General features: G+C 65.9%; 22 protein-coding genes. 10 read left to right on the top strand and 12 right to left on the bottom strand.

Annotated features, from left to right (window positions below; all coding sequences use genetic code 11):
• Positions 1–78: 78 nt before the first annotated feature.
• Genes NO363_RS05700 through NO363_RS05685 form a run of 4 tightly spaced genes read right to left on the bottom strand, consistent with a single transcriptional unit; the run spans position 79 to position 4,569 of the window.
• Positions 79–972, bottom strand: a complete 894-nt coding sequence (locus NO363_RS05700) for an FAD binding domain-containing protein (protein WP_256687511.1) — start codon at positions 970–972, stop codon at positions 79–81.
• Positions 972–3,413: a xanthine dehydrogenase family protein molybdopterin-binding subunit gene (locus NO363_RS05695; protein WP_256687509.1), complete on the bottom strand. Its 2,442-nt coding sequence runs from the start codon at positions 3,411–3,413 to the stop codon at positions 972–974. Before NO363_RS05695 ends, NO363_RS05700 begins: the two co-directional genes overlap by 1 nt.
• On the bottom strand, positions 3,413–3,931 hold the full coding sequence (locus NO363_RS05690) for a (2Fe-2S)-binding protein (RefSeq protein WP_256687507.1): 519 nt from the start codon (positions 3,929–3,931) through the stop codon (positions 3,413–3,415). The genes NO363_RS05695 and NO363_RS05690 overlap by 1 nt, the downstream gene beginning before the upstream one ends.
• On the bottom strand, positions 3,928–4,569 hold the full coding sequence (locus NO363_RS05685) for an SRPBCC family protein (RefSeq protein ID WP_256687506.1): 642 nt from the start codon (positions 4,567–4,569) through the stop codon (positions 3,928–3,930). The genes NO363_RS05690 and NO363_RS05685 overlap by 4 nt, the downstream gene beginning before the upstream one ends.
• A gap of 148 nt (positions 4,570–4,717) precedes the next feature.
• On the opposite strand from NO363_RS05685, the gene NO363_RS05680 reads away from it, so the two are divergent.
• Together NO363_RS05680 and NO363_RS05675 are read left to right on the top strand one after the other, a co-directional pair.
• Entirely contained in the window at positions 4,718–5,173 is a 456-nt protein-coding gene (locus tag NO363_RS05680) for a ferritin-like domain-containing protein (protein WP_256687505.1), read from the top strand.
• Between the two features lie 63 nt (positions 5,174–5,236).
• Positions 5,237–6,505 (top strand): digeranylgeranylglycerophospholipid reductase, encoded by a 1,269-nt coding sequence (locus NO363_RS05675; RefSeq protein WP_256687504.1) that lies wholly within the window; start codon positions 5,237–5,239, stop codon positions 6,503–6,505.
• A 57-nt stretch (positions 6,506–6,562) separates the two neighbouring features.
• Here the strand turns inward: NO363_RS05675 and NO363_RS05670 are convergent, their stop codons facing one another.
• Complete coding sequence (locus NO363_RS05670) at positions 6,563–7,279, bottom strand: TOBE domain-containing protein (RefSeq protein ID WP_256687502.1); 717 nt, start codon at positions 7,277–7,279, stop codon at positions 6,563–6,565.
• A 63-nt stretch (positions 7,280–7,342) separates the two neighbouring features.
• Here NO363_RS05670 and NO363_RS05665 point away from each other — a divergent pair, with 63 nt between their 5' ends.
• The 4 genes from NO363_RS05665 to NO363_RS05650 are packed head-to-tail and all read left to right on the top strand — an operon-like array spanning position 7,343 to position 12,003.
• Complete coding sequence (locus NO363_RS05665) at positions 7,343–8,497, top strand: extracellular solute-binding protein (RefSeq protein WP_256687500.1); 1,155 nt, start codon at positions 7,343–7,345, stop codon at positions 8,495–8,497.
• Entirely contained in the window at positions 8,498–9,313 is an 816-nt protein-coding gene (locus tag NO363_RS05660) for an ABC transporter permease (protein ID WP_256687499.1), read from the top strand.
• A complete protein-coding gene (locus NO363_RS05655) occupies positions 9,310–10,377 on the top strand; it encodes an ABC transporter ATP-binding protein (protein ID WP_256687497.1) in 1,068 nt (355 codons plus the stop codon). The genes NO363_RS05660 and NO363_RS05655 overlap by 4 nt, the downstream gene beginning before the upstream one ends.
• A 60-nt stretch (positions 10,378–10,437) precedes the next feature.
• On the top strand, positions 10,438–12,003 hold the full coding sequence (locus NO363_RS05650) for an acyl CoA:acetate/3-ketoacid CoA transferase (RefSeq protein WP_256687496.1): 1,566 nt from the start codon (positions 10,438–10,440) through the stop codon (positions 12,001–12,003).
• Between the two features lie 5 nt (positions 12,004–12,008).
• Here NO363_RS05650 and eif1A read toward each other — a convergent pair whose 3' ends face one another.
• On the bottom strand, positions 12,009–12,293 hold the full coding sequence (eif1A, locus tag NO363_RS05645; RefSeq protein ID WP_244699394.1) for a translation initiation factor eIF-1A: 285 nt from the start codon (positions 12,291–12,293) through the stop codon (positions 12,009–12,011).
• A gap of 88 nt (positions 12,294–12,381) precedes the next feature.
• Positions 12,382–12,864: a GNAT family N-acetyltransferase gene (locus NO363_RS05640; protein ID WP_256687493.1), complete on the bottom strand. Its 483-nt coding sequence runs from the start codon at positions 12,862–12,864 to the stop codon at positions 12,382–12,384.
• A 136-nt stretch (positions 12,865–13,000) separates the two neighbouring features.
• Here NO363_RS05640 and sp36 point away from each other — a divergent pair, with 136 nt between their 5' ends.
• On the top strand, positions 13,001–13,189 hold the full coding sequence (gene sp36, locus NO363_RS05635; RefSeq protein WP_256687491.1) for a Sp36 family protein: 189 nt from the start codon (positions 13,001–13,003) through the stop codon (positions 13,187–13,189).
• Positions 13,186–14,274 carry a DUF7972 family membrane protein gene (locus tag NO363_RS05630; protein WP_256687489.1) on the top strand — a complete coding sequence of 363 codons (1,089 nt, stop codon included), beginning with the start codon at positions 13,186–13,188 and terminating at the stop codon, positions 14,272–14,274. The genes sp36 and NO363_RS05630 overlap by 4 nt, the downstream gene beginning before the upstream one ends.
• Here the strand turns inward: NO363_RS05630 and NO363_RS05625 are convergent, their stop codons facing one another.
• The gene (locus tag NO363_RS05625) at positions 14,275–14,673 is read right to left on the bottom strand and encodes a hypothetical protein (RefSeq protein ID WP_256687488.1); all 399 of its coding nucleotides are present in this window, start codon (positions 14,671–14,673) and stop codon (positions 14,275–14,277) included.
• Positions 14,674–14,761: 88 nt separating this feature from the next.
• Here NO363_RS05625 and NO363_RS05620 point away from each other — a divergent pair, with 88 nt between their 5' ends.
• Positions 14,762–14,944 carry a hypothetical protein gene (locus tag NO363_RS05620; RefSeq protein WP_256687486.1) on the top strand — a complete coding sequence of 61 codons (183 nt, stop codon included), beginning with the start codon at positions 14,762–14,764 and terminating at the stop codon, positions 14,942–14,944.
• Between the two features lie 149 nt (positions 14,945–15,093).
• Positions 15,094–15,753: a helix-turn-helix domain-containing protein gene (locus tag NO363_RS05615; RefSeq protein WP_007740910.1), complete on the top strand. Its 660-nt coding sequence runs from the start codon at positions 15,094–15,096 to the stop codon at positions 15,751–15,753.
• Position 15,754: 1 nt separating this feature from the next.
• Here NO363_RS05615 and NO363_RS05610 read toward each other — a convergent pair whose 3' ends face one another.
• From NO363_RS05610 to NO363_RS05595, 4 genes are all read right to left on the bottom strand, one after another.
• Entirely contained in the window at positions 15,755–16,141 is a 387-nt protein-coding gene (locus NO363_RS05610; RefSeq protein ID WP_256687485.1) for a DUF2267 domain-containing protein, read from the bottom strand.
• A gap of 65 nt (positions 16,142–16,206) precedes the next feature.
• On the bottom strand, positions 16,207–17,079 hold the full coding sequence (locus NO363_RS05605) for an amidohydrolase family protein (RefSeq protein WP_256687484.1): 873 nt from the start codon (positions 17,077–17,079) through the stop codon (positions 16,207–16,209).
• A gap of 149 nt (positions 17,080–17,228) precedes the next feature.
• Positions 17,229–18,038, bottom strand: coding sequence for a hypothetical protein (locus NO363_RS05600; RefSeq protein ID WP_256687483.1), 810 nt, complete (start codon positions 18,036–18,038; stop codon positions 17,229–17,231).
• A 147-nt stretch (positions 18,039–18,185) separates the two neighbouring features.
• Positions 18,186–18,647 (bottom strand): MaoC/PaaZ C-terminal domain-containing protein, encoded by a 462-nt coding sequence (locus NO363_RS05595; protein WP_256687481.1) that lies wholly within the window; start codon positions 18,645–18,647, stop codon positions 18,186–18,188.
• Positions 18,648–18,686: the final 39 nt, after the last annotated feature.

Raw genomic sequence — 18,686 nt, 5'->3', positions numbered from 1 at the left:
AAAACCAGTTCGTCGGATCGCCGTCGCGAATCGATCGAAGACGGTCGAAGAAAAGAGAACGGAGAGAAGGAAGAAGCGTCAGTCGGCCGCGACCGACGACGAACCGCTCTCGATCGCCGCGGTCAGCGCCCGCTCGGTGTACACTTCGAGCAGTTGGGCACGGAACTCGTTCGAGGCCTGGAGATCCGACATCATCATGTCGACGTCGAGATCGTCGCTGGCGTGGTTCGCGGCCGACGCCATCGTCTCGTCGTCGAGTGCACCATCGGCGAGCGCGTCCTCGACGGGCGAAAGACGAACGCCGTGGTCCATCACGCCGTTCGCGCCGACGCGCGCCGACGTGACGCCGTCGCCGTCGGTTTCGAGCAGTGCGGCGACGCCGACCATCGCGTACCCGGAGGACGGACTCGGCTTCTTCGCGTATGCTCCGAGCGCGCCGGCGGCCGAGGGGATCTCGATCCGCGTGAGCAGCTCGTCGGAACCGACGTCGGTCGTATACATCCCGAAGAAGAAGTCGTCGGCTGGGATCTCGCGCTCGCCATCCGGACCGTGGACGACGAGCGTCGCGTCCGAGGCGAGCGCAGCGCCCGGCAGGTCGGCCGCGGGATCGGCGTGGGCCAGATTCCCGCCGATGGTCCCACGATTTCTGACCTGGACGTCGCCGACCTGCTCGACGGCCGCCGCGAGCGCCGGCGCGTGCTCGGCCACGTCCTCGGAGTCGACGAGATCGCTGTACCGCGTCATCGCGCCGATCGAGAGCGTATCGCCGTCGACCGAGATCCCCTGCATCTCCTCGATGCCGCTGATGTCGATCAGGATGTCGGGGCTCGATAGCCCGGTCTTCATCGCCGGTAGCAGACTGTGGCCGCCCGCGAGCAGTTCAGTCGTCCCCGCTCCCGAGTGTTCGTCGAGCAAGGAGAGCGCGTCGTCGACGCCCTCGGCCCGGTAGTAGTCGAACTCGTCGGGATACATCAGTTCTCACCTCCGTTCTCGGCCCCGCTTCCGTCCGCGATCGCCTCGTCGCCGCCCTCCGCCCCTGCATCGGGGGCGTCGTTCACCGCCCGCCAGACCGCCTCGTTCGTGAGCGGCATGTCGATGTGATCGACATCGAACGGCTGGAGCGCGTCGGTGACGGCGTTGACGACGGCCTGCGGGGCCGCGATCGTGCCCGCTTCGCCGACGCCCTTGACGCCGAGCGGGTTGTGCGGGCTCGGCGTCACTGTCGAGTCGGTCTCCATCGTCGGGATGTGTTCGGCCTTCGGTACCGTGTAGTCCTGCATCGAGCCCGTCACGAGCTGTGCGTTGTCGTCGTACTCGGCACCCTCGTAGAGCGCCTGGCCGATGCCCTGGGCGACGCCGCCGTGGACCTGCCCCTCGACGATCTTCGGGTTGATCTGCGGGCCGACATCGTCCACAGCGACGTAGTTCTTGAACTCGATCTCGCCCGTCTCGGGATCTACCTCCACGACCGCGATGTGCGTGCCGAACGGGAAGACGAAGTTGTCCGGGTCGTAGAAGGAGGTCTCCTCCAGGCCCGGCTCGATCCCGTCGGGCATGTCGTGGGCGAGATAGGACTGAGCGGCCACGTCCTGGATATGCATCGAGCGTTCGGGTGCGCCCGCCACGTTGAACTCGCCGTTCTCGAACTCGATATCGTCCTCGCTCGCCTCCAGTTGGTGGGCAGCGATCTTCTTCGCCTTCTCGACGACCTTCTGTGAGCTCGTCGCCAGCGCGCTTCCCCCCACAGCCGCCGAGCGCGAGCCGTAGGTGCCCATCCCCTGGGGGATCTCGTCGGTGTCGCCCTCGACGATCTCGATATCGTCGTAGGGGATTCCCAGTTCGTCAGAGACGATCTGTGCGTAGGTCGTCTCGTGGCCCTGGCCGTGGCCCGAGGTGCCACAGAACGCCGTGACCTTCCCCGTCGGATGAACGCGAACGAGCCCCGATTCCCACAGTCCTGCTTGTGCGCCGAGCTGACCGGCGAGTTCCGAGGGTGCGAGCCCACAGGCCTCGATGTAGCTCGATAGTCCGATACCGAGATACCGGCCCTCCTCGCGCAGTTCCTCCTGGCGCTCCCGGAGATCGTCGTAGCCCACGGCTTCGAGGGCTTTGTCGAGCGCCGGTTCGTAGTCACCACTGTCGTACTCGACGGCGACGGGCGTCTGGTGGGGGAAGTCGTCCGCGGGCACGAAGTTCTGCCGACGGAACTCGGCGGGATCCATCCCCATCTCGCGCGCGCCGAGGGTGATGATGCGCTCGACGAGATACAGCGCCTCCGGCCGTCCCGCGCCCCGGTAGGCGTCCACGGGTGCGCCGTTGGTGAACGCGCCGACCACGTTACAGTGAATAGCTGGAATATCGTACTGGCCCGATAGGAGGGTACCGTAGAGGTAGGTCGGCACGGCGGGTGCGAACGTCGAGAGATACGCGCCCATCCCCGCGTAGGTCTTCACGCGCATTCCAGTAATGATTCCCTCCTCGTCCATCGCCAGTTCGGCGTGTGATTCGTGATCGCGTCCGTGGGCGTCGGTGAGGTAGGTCTCGGTGCGCGTGGCGGTCCACTTGACGGGTCGCCCGGTCTCCATCGCACACCAGCACGCGAGCGCCTCGTCCGGGTAGTGGTGGATCTTCGAGCCGAACCCGCCGCCGACGTCCGGCGCGACGATGTGGAGTTTGTGCTCGGGCACGTCCAGCACCCCGGACATCAGCTGGCGATGGAGATGCGGGTTCTGTGAGGTCATGTGGACCTCCAACTCCTCGGTACCGGGCTTGTACTCGGCGACGGTCGCGCGCGGTTCCATCGCGTTCGGGATCAGCCGCTGGTTCGTCAGATCGACTTCCGCGGTGTGGGCCGCCTCGTCGAACGCCGTGTCCGTCTCGTCGGCGTCGCCGATCTCCCAGTCGAAGGCCGTGTTGTCGTCGAGATCGTCGTGGACCACCGGCGCGCCGTCCTCGACGGCCTCTTTCGGATCGATGACCGCGTCGCGGCGGTCGTAGTCGACGTCGATGGCGTCGACCGCGTCGCTCGCGATGTAGCGCTCCTCGGCGACAACGACCGCGATGCCGTCGCCCTGGTAGCGCGCCGTCTCGCCCGCGAGGAGCGGATGGACCGGCGTCTCCAGACTGTCGAGCAGCCAGCCCACGGGGATCTCGCCGGGTACGTCGAGATCGTCGGCGGTGTAGACGCCGATCACGCCGTCCATTGCCTCGGCGTCGCTCGTGTCGACCCCGTTGATCGTCGCGTGGCCGTACTGGCTCCTGAGCACGCTCATGTGGGCCATGTTCGGGCGCTGGATGTCGTCGGTGTACTCGGCCTCGCCCGTGATCAGCGAGGGGTCCTCACGGCGCTCGACCGCCGAGCCGAGCACCGATTCTACGTCGAGCTCGTCGGCTTCGATCGTCTCGATCCCCATCAGTCGTCACCTCCGCCGTCCGCGGCCGTCATCTCCGGACTACTCGCCTCTCCCATCTCGTCGGCGGCGAACTCGACGGCGTTGACGATGTTCTGATAGCCCGTACACCGACAGAGGTTGCCCTCGATCGCCTCCCTGATCTCGCCCTCGTCGGGATCGGGCTTGCGCTCCAGGAGGTCGTCCGCCGCGAGCATCATCCCCGGCGTGCAGTAGCCACACTGGAGCCCGTGCTCTTTTTGGAAGCCTTCCTGGATCGGAGCATAGGTGCCGTCCTCGGCGAGCCCTTCGACGGTGCCGATCTCTGCGCCGTCGGCCTGGACCGCGAGCAGCGTGCAGGATTTCACCGCGTCGCCGTCGAGGTGTACCGTACAGGCCCCGCAGGTCGAGCTCTCGCAGCCGACGTTCGTTCCTGTATAGCCCAGCTCGTCGCGCAGCGCGTGGACGAGTAGGGTTCGCGATTCGACCGTGAGTTCGTGTGTCGTCCCGTTGACCGATAGTTCGATGTCGTGTTCTGTCATTGCTTACTCCCGTCCGATCGACCGAGAATCCGGTCGACGATACCGCGGTCGTCCTCGTCCGACTGCGCTTGTTCGACGGTGCCACCTTCGGCGATCTCGCGCTCGCGGAGCTCGTCCTGGACCGAGGAGAAGAATCGCTTGACGACCTGGTTGGCCGCCGGGTTGATGACGCGCTGGCCCATCTGCGCGATGCGCCCGAACACGTCGGCCTCGGTCGCCCACTCGACTTCGACGCCGTCGTCCGCCTGGTCGAGATCCATCCAGGAGGACATCTCGAAGGAGCTGTCGCCGGCCGATCCCTCGCCCGAGGCCTCCATGTACGGCTGGTCACGCTCGTCGATGGTGACGACCGTCTCGAAGGTCGGGTTGACGGGCCCGATGCTGATGCCGATGATGGCGGCGTAGTGATTCCCCTCCTCGAACGCGCGCTCGGCGATGACTTCCGGGTCGGACGTCGGCTCGACGTCACGATCGGCGTGTTCCTCGCGGAGGGCGTCGAAATCCGGATCCGTGTCGTCGACCGCGACGAGGAACTCACAGCCCGGCAGCGCGTGCTCGATCATCACCGGGTCCGAGAGCGCGAGCCACACCTCCTCGGTCGTCGCGTCTTCGAGTTCGAACGTCCCACTGAATTCCATGTGTGAGTGTCTCCTGTGGGAGTAACTCACTCCCACACGGTACTGTCGCCATACCACCAAAAAGATTGCCATAGAACGGGTCGGAACGTCCGATTCGTGAAGAAAAAATAACCAATGGTATAAGTGATGGGTTTGTGTATGTGAGAGCATGACGAACGACCGAGTGATCGAGCTGCTCCGCAGCGCCTACAACGACGAGATGGAGACGGTGATGAACTACCTGACGAACGCGTCGGTGCTCGACGGCGTCAGCGCCGCCGAGGTCAAGGACAGCCTTCGTACCGATGCCAAACAGGAGGAGCTGCTCCACGCCGAGCGCCTCGGCAAGCGTCTGAAGGAACTCGACGCCCAGCCGCCGGCCTCCTTCGAATTCGAACCGGAACAGGAGGCGCTTCAGCCGCCCGACGATACCGCCGACGTTCTGAGCGTGATCGACGGCGTGATCGAATACGAACAGGACGCCATCGACACCTACCGGTCGCTGCTGGAGGCCGCGCGCGAGGCCGACGATCCGGTGACCGAGGACCTCGCGATCGACATCCTCAGCGACGAGGAGTCACATCGGAGCGAGTTCCGGAGCTTCCGCAAAGGCTATCGGGAGTGAGTCACAGGCACACGGCGGGTGCGGCCAGCAAGACTAAATAGCACACCGATCCGAACGGCGTTCATGTCCGAGCGATACGACGTCGTCATCGCCGGCGCGGGTCCCGCTGGTGCACAGTGTGCCAGGGATCTCGCCGAGCGCGGCTACGAAGTGCTCGTCCTGGAGACCGAACCCGAGGGGACGTTCCCCGCCCAGAGCAACAAGTCCACCGGCGGGACCTTCCCCTCGATGATGGGTTCGTTCGGCATCCCCGACGACGTGGTGATGCACTACACCGACAGCGTCGTCCTCGAATCGCCCGACGAGAACTTCCAGATGACCCAACCTGGCGCAGTGCTGGAGTTCGCCGACTTCAAGCGCTATCTCGTCCGTGACGGCCGTGATCACGGCGCAACCTACCGCTTCGACTCCCGGGTCTCACAGCCCATCGTGGAGAACGACGAGATCGCTGGCGTGCGCTACGACGGCGGCGAGGAGGTGTACGCCGACATCGTGATCGATGCCACCGGGCCGGCCGCGCCGCTGGCGAAGGCTCTCGGAGTGAGCGATCTCGAACGGAAACGCCAGGCGATCGGCATCGAGTGGGAGTACGAGGGCGTGGCGCTCGACCATCCCGGCTACGCCGATCTCAACGATTCGATGATGCTCCGCCTCGATCACGATCTCGCGCCGGGCGGCTACGCGTGGATCTTCCACACCGGCGCGGACACGGCGAAGGTCGGGCTCTGTTTCATCCAGAACGACAAGTACGGCCCCGACGACGACCGCGTCCGTATCGACGACGCGCTCACGGGCTGGCTCGACGACGATCCCCGGTTCGCCGAAGCCACCCGCATCGACGACAGTCAGCATCGCGGGTCGGCGCACATCCAGCCGCCGAAACAGCTCAGCACCGATCGGTTCATGGCGATCGGCGACACCGTCCCCTCGATCGATCCGCTCTGGGGACAGGGCATCGACAAGTGCATGCGCTCGGGCCGTGCGGCGGCCGTTACGGCTGATCGCTGTTTCACCGGCCGGATGGATACCTCCGCCGACGAGATGACGATCTACGACATGCTCTGGCACCGCAACGTGGCCCCGAAGGCGGCGATGCGGCTGCTCATGACACATCTGATCTACTACGCCCCGACCGAGCGGTACAACCGCTTCATCCGCGACCTCCGCCGGCTCAGCAGCGACACGCTCTCGTCGGCCAACGCGGGCAACCCGCTCGCGCTGGCGAAGCTCTTCCACGTCGGCGACATCCCCCTGTTCCGTGATTTCGTCGCCGAACACCGCGAACTCATCGGCCAGCTGCTCCCCGGTCCCCGCTCGCTGCTGTCCGACTAAGTAGTCTTTCCCTCTCCTGACGAACTGCCGTTTTCGGTCACCGACCGAAATCACCACTCAGTCGTCAGTCCGTTCGTCGGACGTTCCCTGCTGCGCCGGAATCGCCCGCGTCGCCGTCGCCTTGAACGAGGCGACCGCCTCGCTGCCAAGCGAGAGTGCGAGCGTCGCGATGCTCTCGCGCGTCACGAGCGCGGTCAGCCGTGCGTCGGTTCCGATATCGAGCGCGACGCGGGCGAGCGCGTCGCCGCTCTCGATGGCAGTGACCTCCCCCTGAAACCGATTGCGGGCGCTGGTCTCGCGGTCTGGCAGCGCCCCGGGCGTGTGGAGCGTGACGGCATCGGCGCGGATGGCGAGACGGACCCGACGGCTTCCTGTGGGAACGATCGCGCGGACGGTTCCAGCGGGTGTCTCGACGGTGGCGAGTTCGCCGTCGCGTTCGACGACCGTTCCGTCGAGCACCGTCTCCTCGACCTCGGCGACGCCCGTGAACTCGGCGGTGAGGCGCTCGAACGCCACGAGGAGGTCGCGAGCACCGTCGGTCAGCGTGCTGCCGCCGCCACCGGTGCCGCCCCGTTCGCGCGCGACCAGCGGGCCGAACGCCTCCTCCAGTTCGACGACGCGGCGCTGCGAGCGCGAGTACGACCGCCCGAGCGCGCCGGCAGCGGCGTTGAGCGAGCCGTGGTCGTCGATCGCCCGGAGGAGGCCCGCGTCGCGCTCGTCGAACTCCACCCCCGATTTGTCGAGCTGTGCGTCGAAGCCCGCGTCGAGGTCCATGCGGTCGGTTCGTGCGAACCGGCAAAACGCTTATCACGGGGCCGGAAGGAGAGGGTTATGTCTATGAGAGAACAACGGTCCGGCGGGCGCTCGCGCCGTGACCTCCTGCGGGCGGCCGGAGCGGCCGGTGCAGTCGGACTCGCGGGCGTGGCGGGCTGTGTCGGCAGCGGCGACCCCACCGGCACCGCCAACGGTTCGGGCACCGCAAGCGATGGTTCCAGTACCAGCACGAACGGCGGTGGCGGTAGCGGAACATCGACGACGATCGCGATTCTCGCGGCCGGCAGCCTCCAGAACGCGCTGTCGAACGGTCTCGAACCCGCCGTCGACGTCCCGGTGAACGTCGAGGCCCACGGATCGGCGACGGTCGCGCGCATGATCGACGAGGGCAAGCGCGATCCCGACATCGTGAGCGTCGCCGACGTGGCACTGTTCGAGGAACCTCTCTCACCGCCCTGGCACTCGGTGTTCACGAGCAACGCCGTCGTCATCGCCTACAACCCCGACACCGAGGGTGGCAAGCGCCTCGCCGAGGCGGGTTCCGAAAACTGGTACGATGCGTTGGCCAGCGACGACGTGCGCATCGGCCGTACCGATCCGGATCAGGACCCGCTCGGCTATCGCGCGCTGTTCACCCTCGAACTCGCCTCGCGGTACTACGACAACGCGTCGAACCTCCGAGAGAAGATACTGCAGAAGAATCAGATCTTCCCCGAGACGGCGCTCATCAGTCAGTTCGAGAGCGGGTCGATCGACGCCGCCATCGCCTACCGCAACATGGCCGTCGAGCGCGACTACGAGTATATCGATCTCCCCGATCGGATCGATCTCAGCAATCCACAGTACGACGAGGAGTGGTATTCGACGGTCTCGTACACGCTTCCGACCGATCAGATGGTTCAGGGAGGGCTCATCAGCTACGGGTCGACGATCCGGAAGATGAGTGACGCCGCTCTCGACGTGTTCGCCGCCCACACGACCGGTGACTACCTCGATGAACACGGGTTCCTCCTGCGTGACCAGTTCCCGATGTACGAGGGGGACGTGCCACAGCGTGTGCAACGGGCGACCGGTGGCTCAGGTGGTAGCGAATCCGGTGGAACGCAGTCCGCCGGAAATCGCTCCGGCAGCACCGAAACCGCGGGACCCCAATCCGCGCTCGGCGGGAGCTCGGTGGAACTATCCTCGACGGTATCGGACATCACCCTCCTGATCTGAATGGCGACACGCTCCGACACGGCACGATCACGGACGACGCTGCTCGGCTTCGACTGGCTCACCGTCGCGCTCGTCCTCGGCGGCGTGCTCTGTCTCTACTATCTCGCGCCGCTGATCTCGCTGTTCCTGTCGGTACCGCCGGGTGAGGTCATCGCCCGGATGACCGACTCGACGGTCGTGGACGCGGCGACGACGTCGGTGCTGGCGGCGTCGATCAGCACGACCGTCGCCACCGTCTTCGGCCTGCCGCTCGCGTACTGGCTCGCGCGGAGCGAGTCGCGCTGGACGAACGCCGTGCTGGGGGTCGTCGTCCTCCCCCTGGTGCTCCCGCCGACCGTCGGCGGTATCGTCCTGCTCACGGTGTTCGGCCCCGGTGCACCCATCGGCAAGGCCGCGGCCAGCGCCGGCGTTCCGCTCACGCGCTCGCTCGCCGGCGTGGTGCTCGCTCAGACGTTCGTCGCCTCGCCGTTCGTCGTCGTCACGGCGAAGGCGGCCTTCGAGGGCGTCGATCGAACCCTCGAACACGCCTCGCGCTCGCTCGGCAAGGGGCGGTGGACGACCGCCCGGAACGTGACGCTGCCGCTCGCCATGCCGGGGATCGCCGCCGGCGTGACGCTCACCTTCGCGCGCGCGATGGGCGAGTTCGGCGCGACGATGATGCTCTCGTACTACCCACGGACGATGCCGGTCCAGATCTGGGTCTCGTTCATCGAGCTCGGGCTCGACAACGCCTATCCGATCGCGATCCTCCTCCTGCTCATCTCGGTCGCGGCGCTCGCCGTGCTCAACACCGTCGCGGCCAACCCGTGGCAATGACGCTCGTCGTCGACGGCGTACGGAAATCCCACGGCGCGTTCGAGCTCGGCCCGATCGACCTCACGGTCGGCGAGGAAGTGCTCTCGGTACTCGGGCCATCGGGCTGTGGCAAGACCACCCTCCTTTCGGCGATCGCGGGCATGCTCACCCCCGACGCCGGGACGATCTCGCTCGACGGGCTTGATCTCACCGGGCAACCACCTGAAAAACGTGGCACAGTTCTGGTCTTCCAGGACGGTGCACTGTTCCCCCATATGACCGCTCGCGAGAACGTCGCCTACGCCGCTCGCTCCGAGAGGCGGGTGGAAGAGCTCGCCGACGCGCTCGAAATCGGTGACGTTCTCGACCAGCGCGCGGACACGCTGTCGGGCGGCGAGCGCCAGCGGGTCGCGCTCGCGCGTTCGCTGGCAGCCGATCCCGATGCGCTTCTGCTCGACGAACCGCTCGCCAACCTCGACGCACCGATCAAGCGCCGGCTCCGGGACGAGCTCCGCCCGCTGCTCGCCTCGCTCGACGTGCCCGTCGTCTACGTCACCCACGACCAGCGCGAAGCGACCGCTATCGGCGACCGACTCGCGGTGATCGCCGACGGGGAACTCCTTCAACTCGACACGCCCGACGAAGTGTTCGCCCATCCCGCGACGCCGTTCGTCGCCTCGTTCACCGGGAGCACCAACCTGTTTCGGGGAGATGTCGTCGAAACCGGAACGGGCCCCGCACTCGACTGGAACGGCCGCCGGCTCGACGCCGCCATCGGTGGGCCAACCGACGGCGATACGGTCTGGTTCTGCGTCCGTCCCGAGTACGTCACGCTCGCCGACGACGAAACGAGAAATTCCTTCGAGGGAGCGATCACCCGACGTGTCTTCGAGGGTGATGGCCACCTGCTCGACATCGTGCCCGATGGGGGCGACGAGGCCGTGCGCCTCGCGCTCTCGCCGCCCGCCTACGAGCGTACGGGACTCGACGAGCGCGAGCGGACTCGGCTGGCGCTCCCGGCCGACGCCATCCACGTCATCGGTGGCGTCGAGAGATATTCAGGAGCGAAGTCCGTTCCCCAGTGAATCGACGTTCGGGCGGGCGGTATCGACACGTCTATGTCCCGAAACGGCGACGGAGGACGTATGTCACTCGTTCGACCTGCCGACGCGGCCGTCGAGTCGATTGCTGCAGGCGATACGGTCGCCGTCGGCGGGTTCGTCGCCGTCGGGATTCCCGAACACCTGCTCTCGGCACTCGGCGAGCGCTACACGCGAACGGGGTCGCCCGGCGACCTCACGCTGTACCATCCCGCGGCCGAGGGCGACCGGCAGGGCAACGGCGTCTCCCATCTCGCACGCGACGGGATGCTCGGAAGAGTCATCGGCAGCCACTGGGGGTTCGTCCCACAGCTCATGGAGCGCATCGTCGCCGGCGACGTCGAGGCCTACAACTTCCCCTTCGGCGCGATGGACCACTTGCTGCGCGACACCGCGGCCGGCAAACCGGGGACGGTGACGACCGCCGGACTGCGAACGTTCGTCGATCCGCGGCGAACGGGCGGGAAGGTCAACGACGCGACGACCGAGGATCTCGTCGAGGTCGTCACGCTCGACGGCGAGGAGTATCTCTTCTATCACGCGATAGCGCCCGACGTCGCGCTGATTCGCGGGACGACCGCCGACGAGCGCGGCAACGTCTCGATGGAGCGCGAAGCACTCACGGCGAACATGCTGGCGACCGCACAGGCCGCCCACAACGCCGACGGGACCGTCATCGTACAGGTCGAGCGCGTCACCGAGGCCGGCTCGCTCGACGCGCGCGAGGTCGATATCCCGGGCATCGTCGTCGATACGGTCGTCGAAGCCCCCACCGAGGACCACGCACAGACGTACGGAACCGACTACAGCGGTGCGCTGAGTGGCGAAGTCCGGCCACCGCGCGACTCGACGACCGAGGAAACGCCGCTGACCGCGCGGACGGTCATCGCGCGCCGGGCGGCGATGGAGTTGGTGCCCGACGCCGTGGTGAACCTCGGGGTCGGCGTGCCCGAGGCGATTCCAGCCGTCGCGGCCGCCGGCGGCGTCAGCGACGAGATCATTCAAACTGTGGAAGCGGGCCCCATCGGCGGCTCGCCGTCGGGCGGCATCGACTTCGGGACGGCCAGCAACCACGACGCGCTCGTGAGCTCGCCCGAGCAGTTCGACTTCTACGACGGCGGCGGGCTGGACATCGGCTATCTCGGCATCGCACAGGCCGACCGCGACGGCAACGTCAACGTCAGCCGGTTCGGCTCGCGACTGCCGGGCTGTGGCGGGTTCATCAACATCACCCAGAACGCCGCGAAGGTGGTCTTCTGTGGCACGCTCACGACCGGCGACTCGTCGATATCCGTCGGCGACGGACGGCTCGCCGTCGAGGGCGAGGACGGGGCACCGAAGTTCGTCGAGCGCGTCGAACAGGTCACCTTCAGCGGCGACTACGCGCTCGAAACCGACCAGCCGGTCGTCTTCGTCACCGAGCGGGCCGTCTTCGAACTCGGTGACGAAGGAGTCACGCTCACCGAGATCGCACCGGGCGTCGATGTCGAGAGCGACGTCGTCGACCAGATGGCGTTCGCGCCGACCGTCGCCGACGATCTCTCGGAGATGGACACGCGGCTGTTCCGTGCGGAGCCGATGGCGCTGACCGAGTTCGTCCGGTCGGAATAAAACGACTATTCGATGTGGCCTTCGCGGCGGAGCTGGTCGGCGTCCTGGTCTGAGTAGCGCCACTCGATGGTGCCCTTCTCGTCCTGCCAGTCCCAGGGCTCGACGAGCACGACGTCGCCCTCGTTGATCCAGACGCGATACTTCATACGGCCGGGGATCCGACCCATGCGTTCCTTCCCGTCCATACACCGTAGCTGGACGTGATTGCCGCCGTTGTGCTGGGTCACGACGGCGAACACCTCGTTGTCGTCGGGCATGCGGAGGTTCTTCCGCCCGGATTCTTCGCTCATGTGCTCGATAGGAACGGCAGACGGTTAAGCCGTTGGGAATCGCCGGTCGCGCTCGCCACCCCGTCGTCGGGTCGATCGGCTGCGCCACTCAGACATCGAGGTAGACGTTCTCCCGGTAGGTCTCCCCACCGATGCGGGTCTCGTTTCGCTCGCGCAGTTCGAACCCGAGTCGACGGTAGAACTCGTTTCCCGGCTCGTTGTCGGCGAGCACCATCGCCCGCAGCCGCCCGGCACCGCGGTCGACGAGCCGCTGGCGGGCATGGTCGAGCAGACCGCTGCCGATGCCGTCGCCCCGGTGGTCGGGCGCGACGTAGACTCTGAGAACCGTGCCGCCGGTCCCGTCCCCGACGGCATGGGCGAACCCCACCACCTCGCCGTCGCGCTCGGCCACCGGCACGACCGCGTCGTCGCTGTCGATCTCAGTCCTGATTGTTTCGGGCGCGTACCACTCCTCGACACCCTGTTCGGCCGTGTCGCGGCTCAGGATGTCGGGATAGTCGTGGCTCCACGACTCCCGTGCGATCGCCGTGATCGCCTCGGCATCGTCGGTCGCGGCCTCACGTATTGTCATATGATGACGTACTACATGAAACTGTATAGCCATTGCGACGCTGCCAGCACTGAGCATGTCACTCGCCGAGATGGAACTGTCGAAAGCATAGCCATTTAGCATTCGGTGGCGACAGGGTACGTGTGACTATCGACCAATGACCGAGTGGGAGTACGAGACGTTGCGCCCGCCGCGCGGGCCGACACAGAAGGAGACGAGCGATCCGAAGGCGGAGTTGAACGAACTCGGCGCTGCGGGCTGGGAGCTCGTCACGAGCGTCGAGTACGCCGGCGGCGGGACGAAGTTCCTGCTGTTCAAGCGACCCGTCGACGGGGAGCCGGAATGAGCGCCGACCCCGATGCGCGCACGGACGTCGGGGTCGATCCGGAAACCGAGGCCGAGATGGGTGCGGCAATCGACCCCGACGTCGACATCAGCACCGCGAACACGATGCGCGAGCGCGCGAACGAGAGCCGCATCAAGCTCTGGGTGATGCTCGGTGCGAACCGCCTGCTCATCACCGCGCTGCTCGCGCTGTTCGTCTTCGTCGCGTTCGTCGCCCTCGGGGTGTTCGTCTACCCGCCGTTCGAGGCGAGCCTCCGGAGCGCCGACACGATCGAGACGATGTTCTCGACGATGATCGGGGCCATCGTCACCGCGACGACGCTCGTGCTCACCATCTCACAGCTCGTCATCTCTCAAGAGAACGGCCCGCTCGGCGAACAACACGCCCGCATGAGCGACACGATGGACTTCCGGTCGTACACCCGCGATCTCATCGGCCAGCCGATGCCGGCCGACCCCTCGATGTTCCTGCGCGTCGTCATCGACGCGGCGCGCCGGCGTGCCGAGGCCCTGCGCAGCGCCGTCGCCGACAACGACGACGATCAGCTCCGCGCGGAGGTCGACGAGTTCACCGAATCCATCGTCGGCAACGCCGAAGAGGTCGACGAGGAGCTCGACGGGGCGACCTTCGGCGAGTTCGACGTGCTCTTCGCCGCGCTGAACTTCAACTACGGCTGGAAACTGTTCCAGGTCGAGCGCATCGCCGACGATCACGCCGACAGCCTGACCGACGAGGATCACGCGATCCTCGACGAGCTCCGCACGTCGTTGTCGATGTTCGGTCCGGCGCGCGAGCACATCAAGACGCTCTACTTCGAGTGGGCGCTGATCGATCTCTCACAGCTCATCCTCTACGTCGCGGTGCCGGCGCTGGTCGTCGCCGCCGCGATGCTCGCGTTCGTCGACGGGAGCACGCTGACGGGTGCGACGATCGGCGTTCCGGACATCCTCTGGCTCGTCGCCGGCGGATTCACCGTCACGACGCTCCCCTTCCTCCTGCTCATCGCCTATATCGCCCGCGTCGCGACGATCGCGAAACGCACGCTCGCCATCGGGCCGCTCATTCTGCGCGGCTCCCAGCGCTAGTCAGAACAGTTCGTCGCCGCCGGTTTCGACGCTCTGACTCTCGATCGTCGTGCCGTTGATCGAATCGGTGGCGGTGATGGTCGCGTTCTCGCCCGCCGGGAGGTAGAGGATGATCCCGCGGCTCTGGCCGCTGCTGACGCTCGTCGAGTCGAAGCTCTTGCCGCTCTCGGTCGTCACCGTCAGATCGGTGACGTCCTGGTCGCTCGTCGCGTTCGCCGCGAGCGTGATCGAGGCTCGGACGCGACCGCTCGCCCACGATTCGTCGGTCGCAATCTCCTCGAAAACGGCCGACTCCGCGGTGTCGGCGTTCACCGTCGGATCGAGCGTGAGACAGCCGCCGAGACCGAGGCCGGCAACGATCGGGAAGGCAGCGAGGAACCGGCGACGTGAGCGGGTCATTGCTTCCGGTTCGGGATACGACTCCTTGAACCTGTAGTCCGAGCGATGCAGGCAGCGCGCTTTTCCGTCGGCCGCCGACACGGACACCATGCTCGGCAGCACGGCAGCGATGAAAGCGGCGAAGAAGGGCTACAAACGATACGGCATCCCCGGGGCGCTGGCCGCCGGCGGTGGCGCGATCCTCGGGATTCGGTTCGTCAAGCGACGGTTTCTGAGTGGTACCGGCGAGAACGATACCGGCGACGGCGCAGAAACGACCGACGAGCAGTAACCGGCGAACGTCCCTTCGGCCGTGGGTCGCGTTCGAAATGGGTTCCGATCCGGGGATGCGAGTGGCTGTGGGCCGGCGGTCCGACAGCTCCGCCACGTGACGCCCGATCCCGCTGATTTATCCGTTTGCTCCCGGTAGTCCGTGTATCGATGGCGACAGTCGTCAAGGGACGCGTACCGGCCGGCGAGTTCGCCCTCTACGAGACACTCACGGCAGACCCTGATATCGAGTGCGAGATCGAGCGCATCGTCGAGACCGGCGACGACGTCGTCATGCCGCTGGTCTGGCTCCGCGGGAGCGACGCCGAGCGCTACGAGGCGGCGCTCGCCGACGATCCGAGCGTCGGCGATCCGACGCTGCTGAGCGATCTCGACACCGAATCACTCTATCGGATGGAGTGGATCGCCGACATCCAGCTCGTCCTTCAGATGCTCACCGGCGTGGAGGCGACGATCCTCGACGCCTACGGGGCCGACGGCTGGTGGTATCTCCGCGTTCTCTACCCGACCCGCGAATCGCTCTCCGAGACCTACGATTTCTGTGACGAGAACGGCCTCACCTTCGAGGTCGAGACGATCCGCGAAATGGACGGCAACCCGGTCGGCCGGCACGGCCTCACCGAAAAGCAGTACGAGGCGCTCCGGCTGGCGACCGAGCAGGGCTACTTCTCAGTGCCGCGCGAGACCGACGTCTCGACGCTCGCCGACGAGCTCGGTATCTCCCATCAGGCGCTCTCGGAGCGACTGCGACGCGCTCAGCGGGTGCTGGCCGAGGACACGATCCTGATGGGCACGCGCTCGGACGAGTGAACTAGCCCGCCCGATAGAGGCGCTCGTACTCGTCGGGGAGCTGACTCCGAACGTCGTTCCAGGTCGTGCCGTCGACCGACTGCGCGAGGCTCTCAAGAACGGCCTGAGTGTGGAGTCGGGCCTGATCGACGTCGACGTCGGTCGTTTTCTCGCGTTCGGCCTCGCGCACCCAGTCGACGAACTCCTCGGGTGTGAATCCGGCAGCCTCCTGGCCAGCACCGTCGAGTGCTGCTGCGAGGTTCTCCGTGAGCTCGTCGGCGAGCGCGTCAGTCGTGTCGAGCCGTTCGCCGAGCACGCCAAACACCGATTCGGCTACCGCGACCACCTGCTCGCGCGAGTCGAGGTCGGCACGCGATTCGACATCGCTGAAGAACTGCTCGTCGTCCATATCGGCTCGTCGCCCACAGCGCAGTTCGGCGTGCTGCCTGCAAGCGACGGTTTCGTTTCCCGTCGTCAGAGTCCGAGAAAGTCCTCGGCGTTCTCCCAGAGGAGCTTGCGCTGGGTTTCCGCGGAGAAATCGGTGTGCTCGGCGAACGATTCGAGCCACGCCTCGGGGCGGATCATCGGGTAGTCGGTGCCGAACATCACCTTGTCGCGGAGCAGCGAGCCGGCGTACTGGAGCACCTGGTCGTCGATGTACTTGGGGAGCCAGCCCGAGAGATCCATGTAGACGTTGCCCTTCTGCTGGCAGATGGCGAGCTGTTCTTTCTCCCAGGGGAAGGCCGGATGGGCGAGCAGGATCTGCATCTCCGGAAAGCGCGCCGCCACGTCGTCGACGAGCAGCGGGTTGCCGTGGCGGACCCGGAGCCCGCGCCCGCCCGGCGCACCGGCCCCGAGCGTCGAGTTGCCGCCGTGGAAGACGACCGGAACGCCGAGCTCCTCGATCGTCTTCCAGAGTTCGTCGTGCTTCGGCGCGCTCGGATCGAACCCCTGAGCGATCTGCTGAAACTTGAACCCCGAGAGGTCGAGCTCCTCGATCGCGCGTTCGGCTTCCGCGACACAGTCGTCCTTGAGCGGATCGACGCTCGCGAACCCGGTGAAGAAGTCGGGGTAGTCGTCGCGCACTTCGGCGACGTAGTCGTTTTCCACCGGCGGGTTACCAGTGTTCGTTTCGGCATCCCATCCCAGGAGAACGGCGTGGCGGATGCCGGCCGCGTGATACTCCTCCCGCATCTCCTCGTAACCCCACGTTTCGAGTTCGGTGCCGAACTTGCCGGCCGCGTCGCGCATCATCTCGCCGCCGGCGTCGTGGAGGAACTCGCTGGTCGGCTGGTGGGCGTGGGTGTCGATGGCGCGTGGCTCGTCGAGCAGGTCGATGTCGGCCATGTTCACACGTCTCGTAGCCACCGGATAAATAGCTGTGTGGCGGCGGACGATCGGCGCAACGGCGGCGGAACCGTCACCGATGTCGGTATCTGCCGGTGTCGTCGCGATCTCGATCCGGAAATCGAGTCATACGATGTCAAACAGGCATGTCACACCGAGATCGACGCGTCCTCACTGACCGTCAGCGACAGCAGCATCTCTTCCGTCTGCTGATCGACCGGCGAGGAGTACGCCGGTTCCGGGAGGGTGGTCGCGGCGGTATAGAGGGTATCGCCGACGAGCGTGAGAACCGCGTTCTGTCGAATGCGCACGGCGACATCGGGCGAACTGAGTCGCAGATCGAGATAGACGGCATCGTACTCGTTCGGGAGCGTGACCTCCCGCCGATCGAGCGTTTCGTGCTCCAGATCGCTTTCCCCGGCGGACTGCTGATAGCCGCTCAGGAACTGGTCCGTCGCCTGTTCGAGCGTCACCGACGACGGCGCATCCTCGCTGATGTAGATGGTGATCTCGCCGGGTGTGGACGGACTCGTGAAGGAAACCTCCGTGGGATCGGTTTCGTCGATCCGCCACTCGGTCGGATACTCGATCGTGTATGGGTAGGTGTCGCTGCTGTAGGTCTCGCGATCCGAGAGGTCAATCTCCATCGACCGCATGGTCGTGGCCATCGCTGCCGTCTCGGAAGCCGTGGTTGCTGACGTGGGCCGAGATGTCGCCGTCTCGGTCGGGGTGGGAGTTGCAGTGGCAGTCCGGGTTTGCGTTCGTGTCCGGGTAGCGGTCTCTCGTGCAGTTTCGGTCATCGTGGTCGCGACCGTCGTCGTGGTCGACTCGTTGCCCGTCGTGTCGGAGCCGTTCGTGGATTGGGTAGCGTTGTCGCCGCTCCCGCCGTCGGTACTACTGCAGCCGGCGAGGAGCGAGGCACCCGCTATGAGACCAGTCAGGACTCGGCGTCGTTGCATAGCACTGATCCGTTCATACAGTACATGAAGGTTCCTCTTTCTGCATCGAGAATGCAGAAAAAACAGAATTAGTTACATAAGAATGTTGTCACTCTCGTGGACGTTTCGTTCGCGAATGCCTGCTCCGATGTCAATGGATGCTGACGCTCACTCCTTGTTCTTGAACAGGAATTTCATGTCTCCCTCTAGTTTCACCTCTCCCTCGTGGTTAGAGGTCACGACGTCGACGACGACGAGGCCGGCATCGTCGCGGCTCTCCAGATCGCGTTTCTCGGCCACCTCGAACTCACAGCTGATCGTCTCCCCGATTCGCACCGCGCTGGGGAGGTCCATGTAGTTCATCCCGAGAAACGCCACTACGGTCCGCTCGACGATCCCCGTGCGCTGGAACAGACCCGTCGAGAGGATGAACGTCATCGGTCCTTGGGCGATGCGCTCGCCGAACGGACCGTCTTCGGAATACTCCTTGTTCGTGTGGAGTTCGGTCCAGTCGCCGGTGAACATCGAGTGCAGGGCGAAATCCGTCTCCGTAACCGTTCGTCCGGCGCTCTCGAAGCGCTGACCCACGTCGAGATCCTCGAAGTAGTGTGGTTCGTAACTGTATGGCATACCCAATCATCGACGGTGTGGTATATGAAACCCACTGCT

Origin of the sequence: Halococcus qingdaonensis (assembly GCF_024508235.1) — an archaeon.
GTDB lineage: Archaea > Halobacteriota > Halobacteria > Halobacteriales > Halococcaceae > Halococcus > Halococcus qingdaonensis.
Note: the sequence above shows the minus strand (reverse complement) of the source record. Positions and strands in the feature narration are given on the sequence as shown.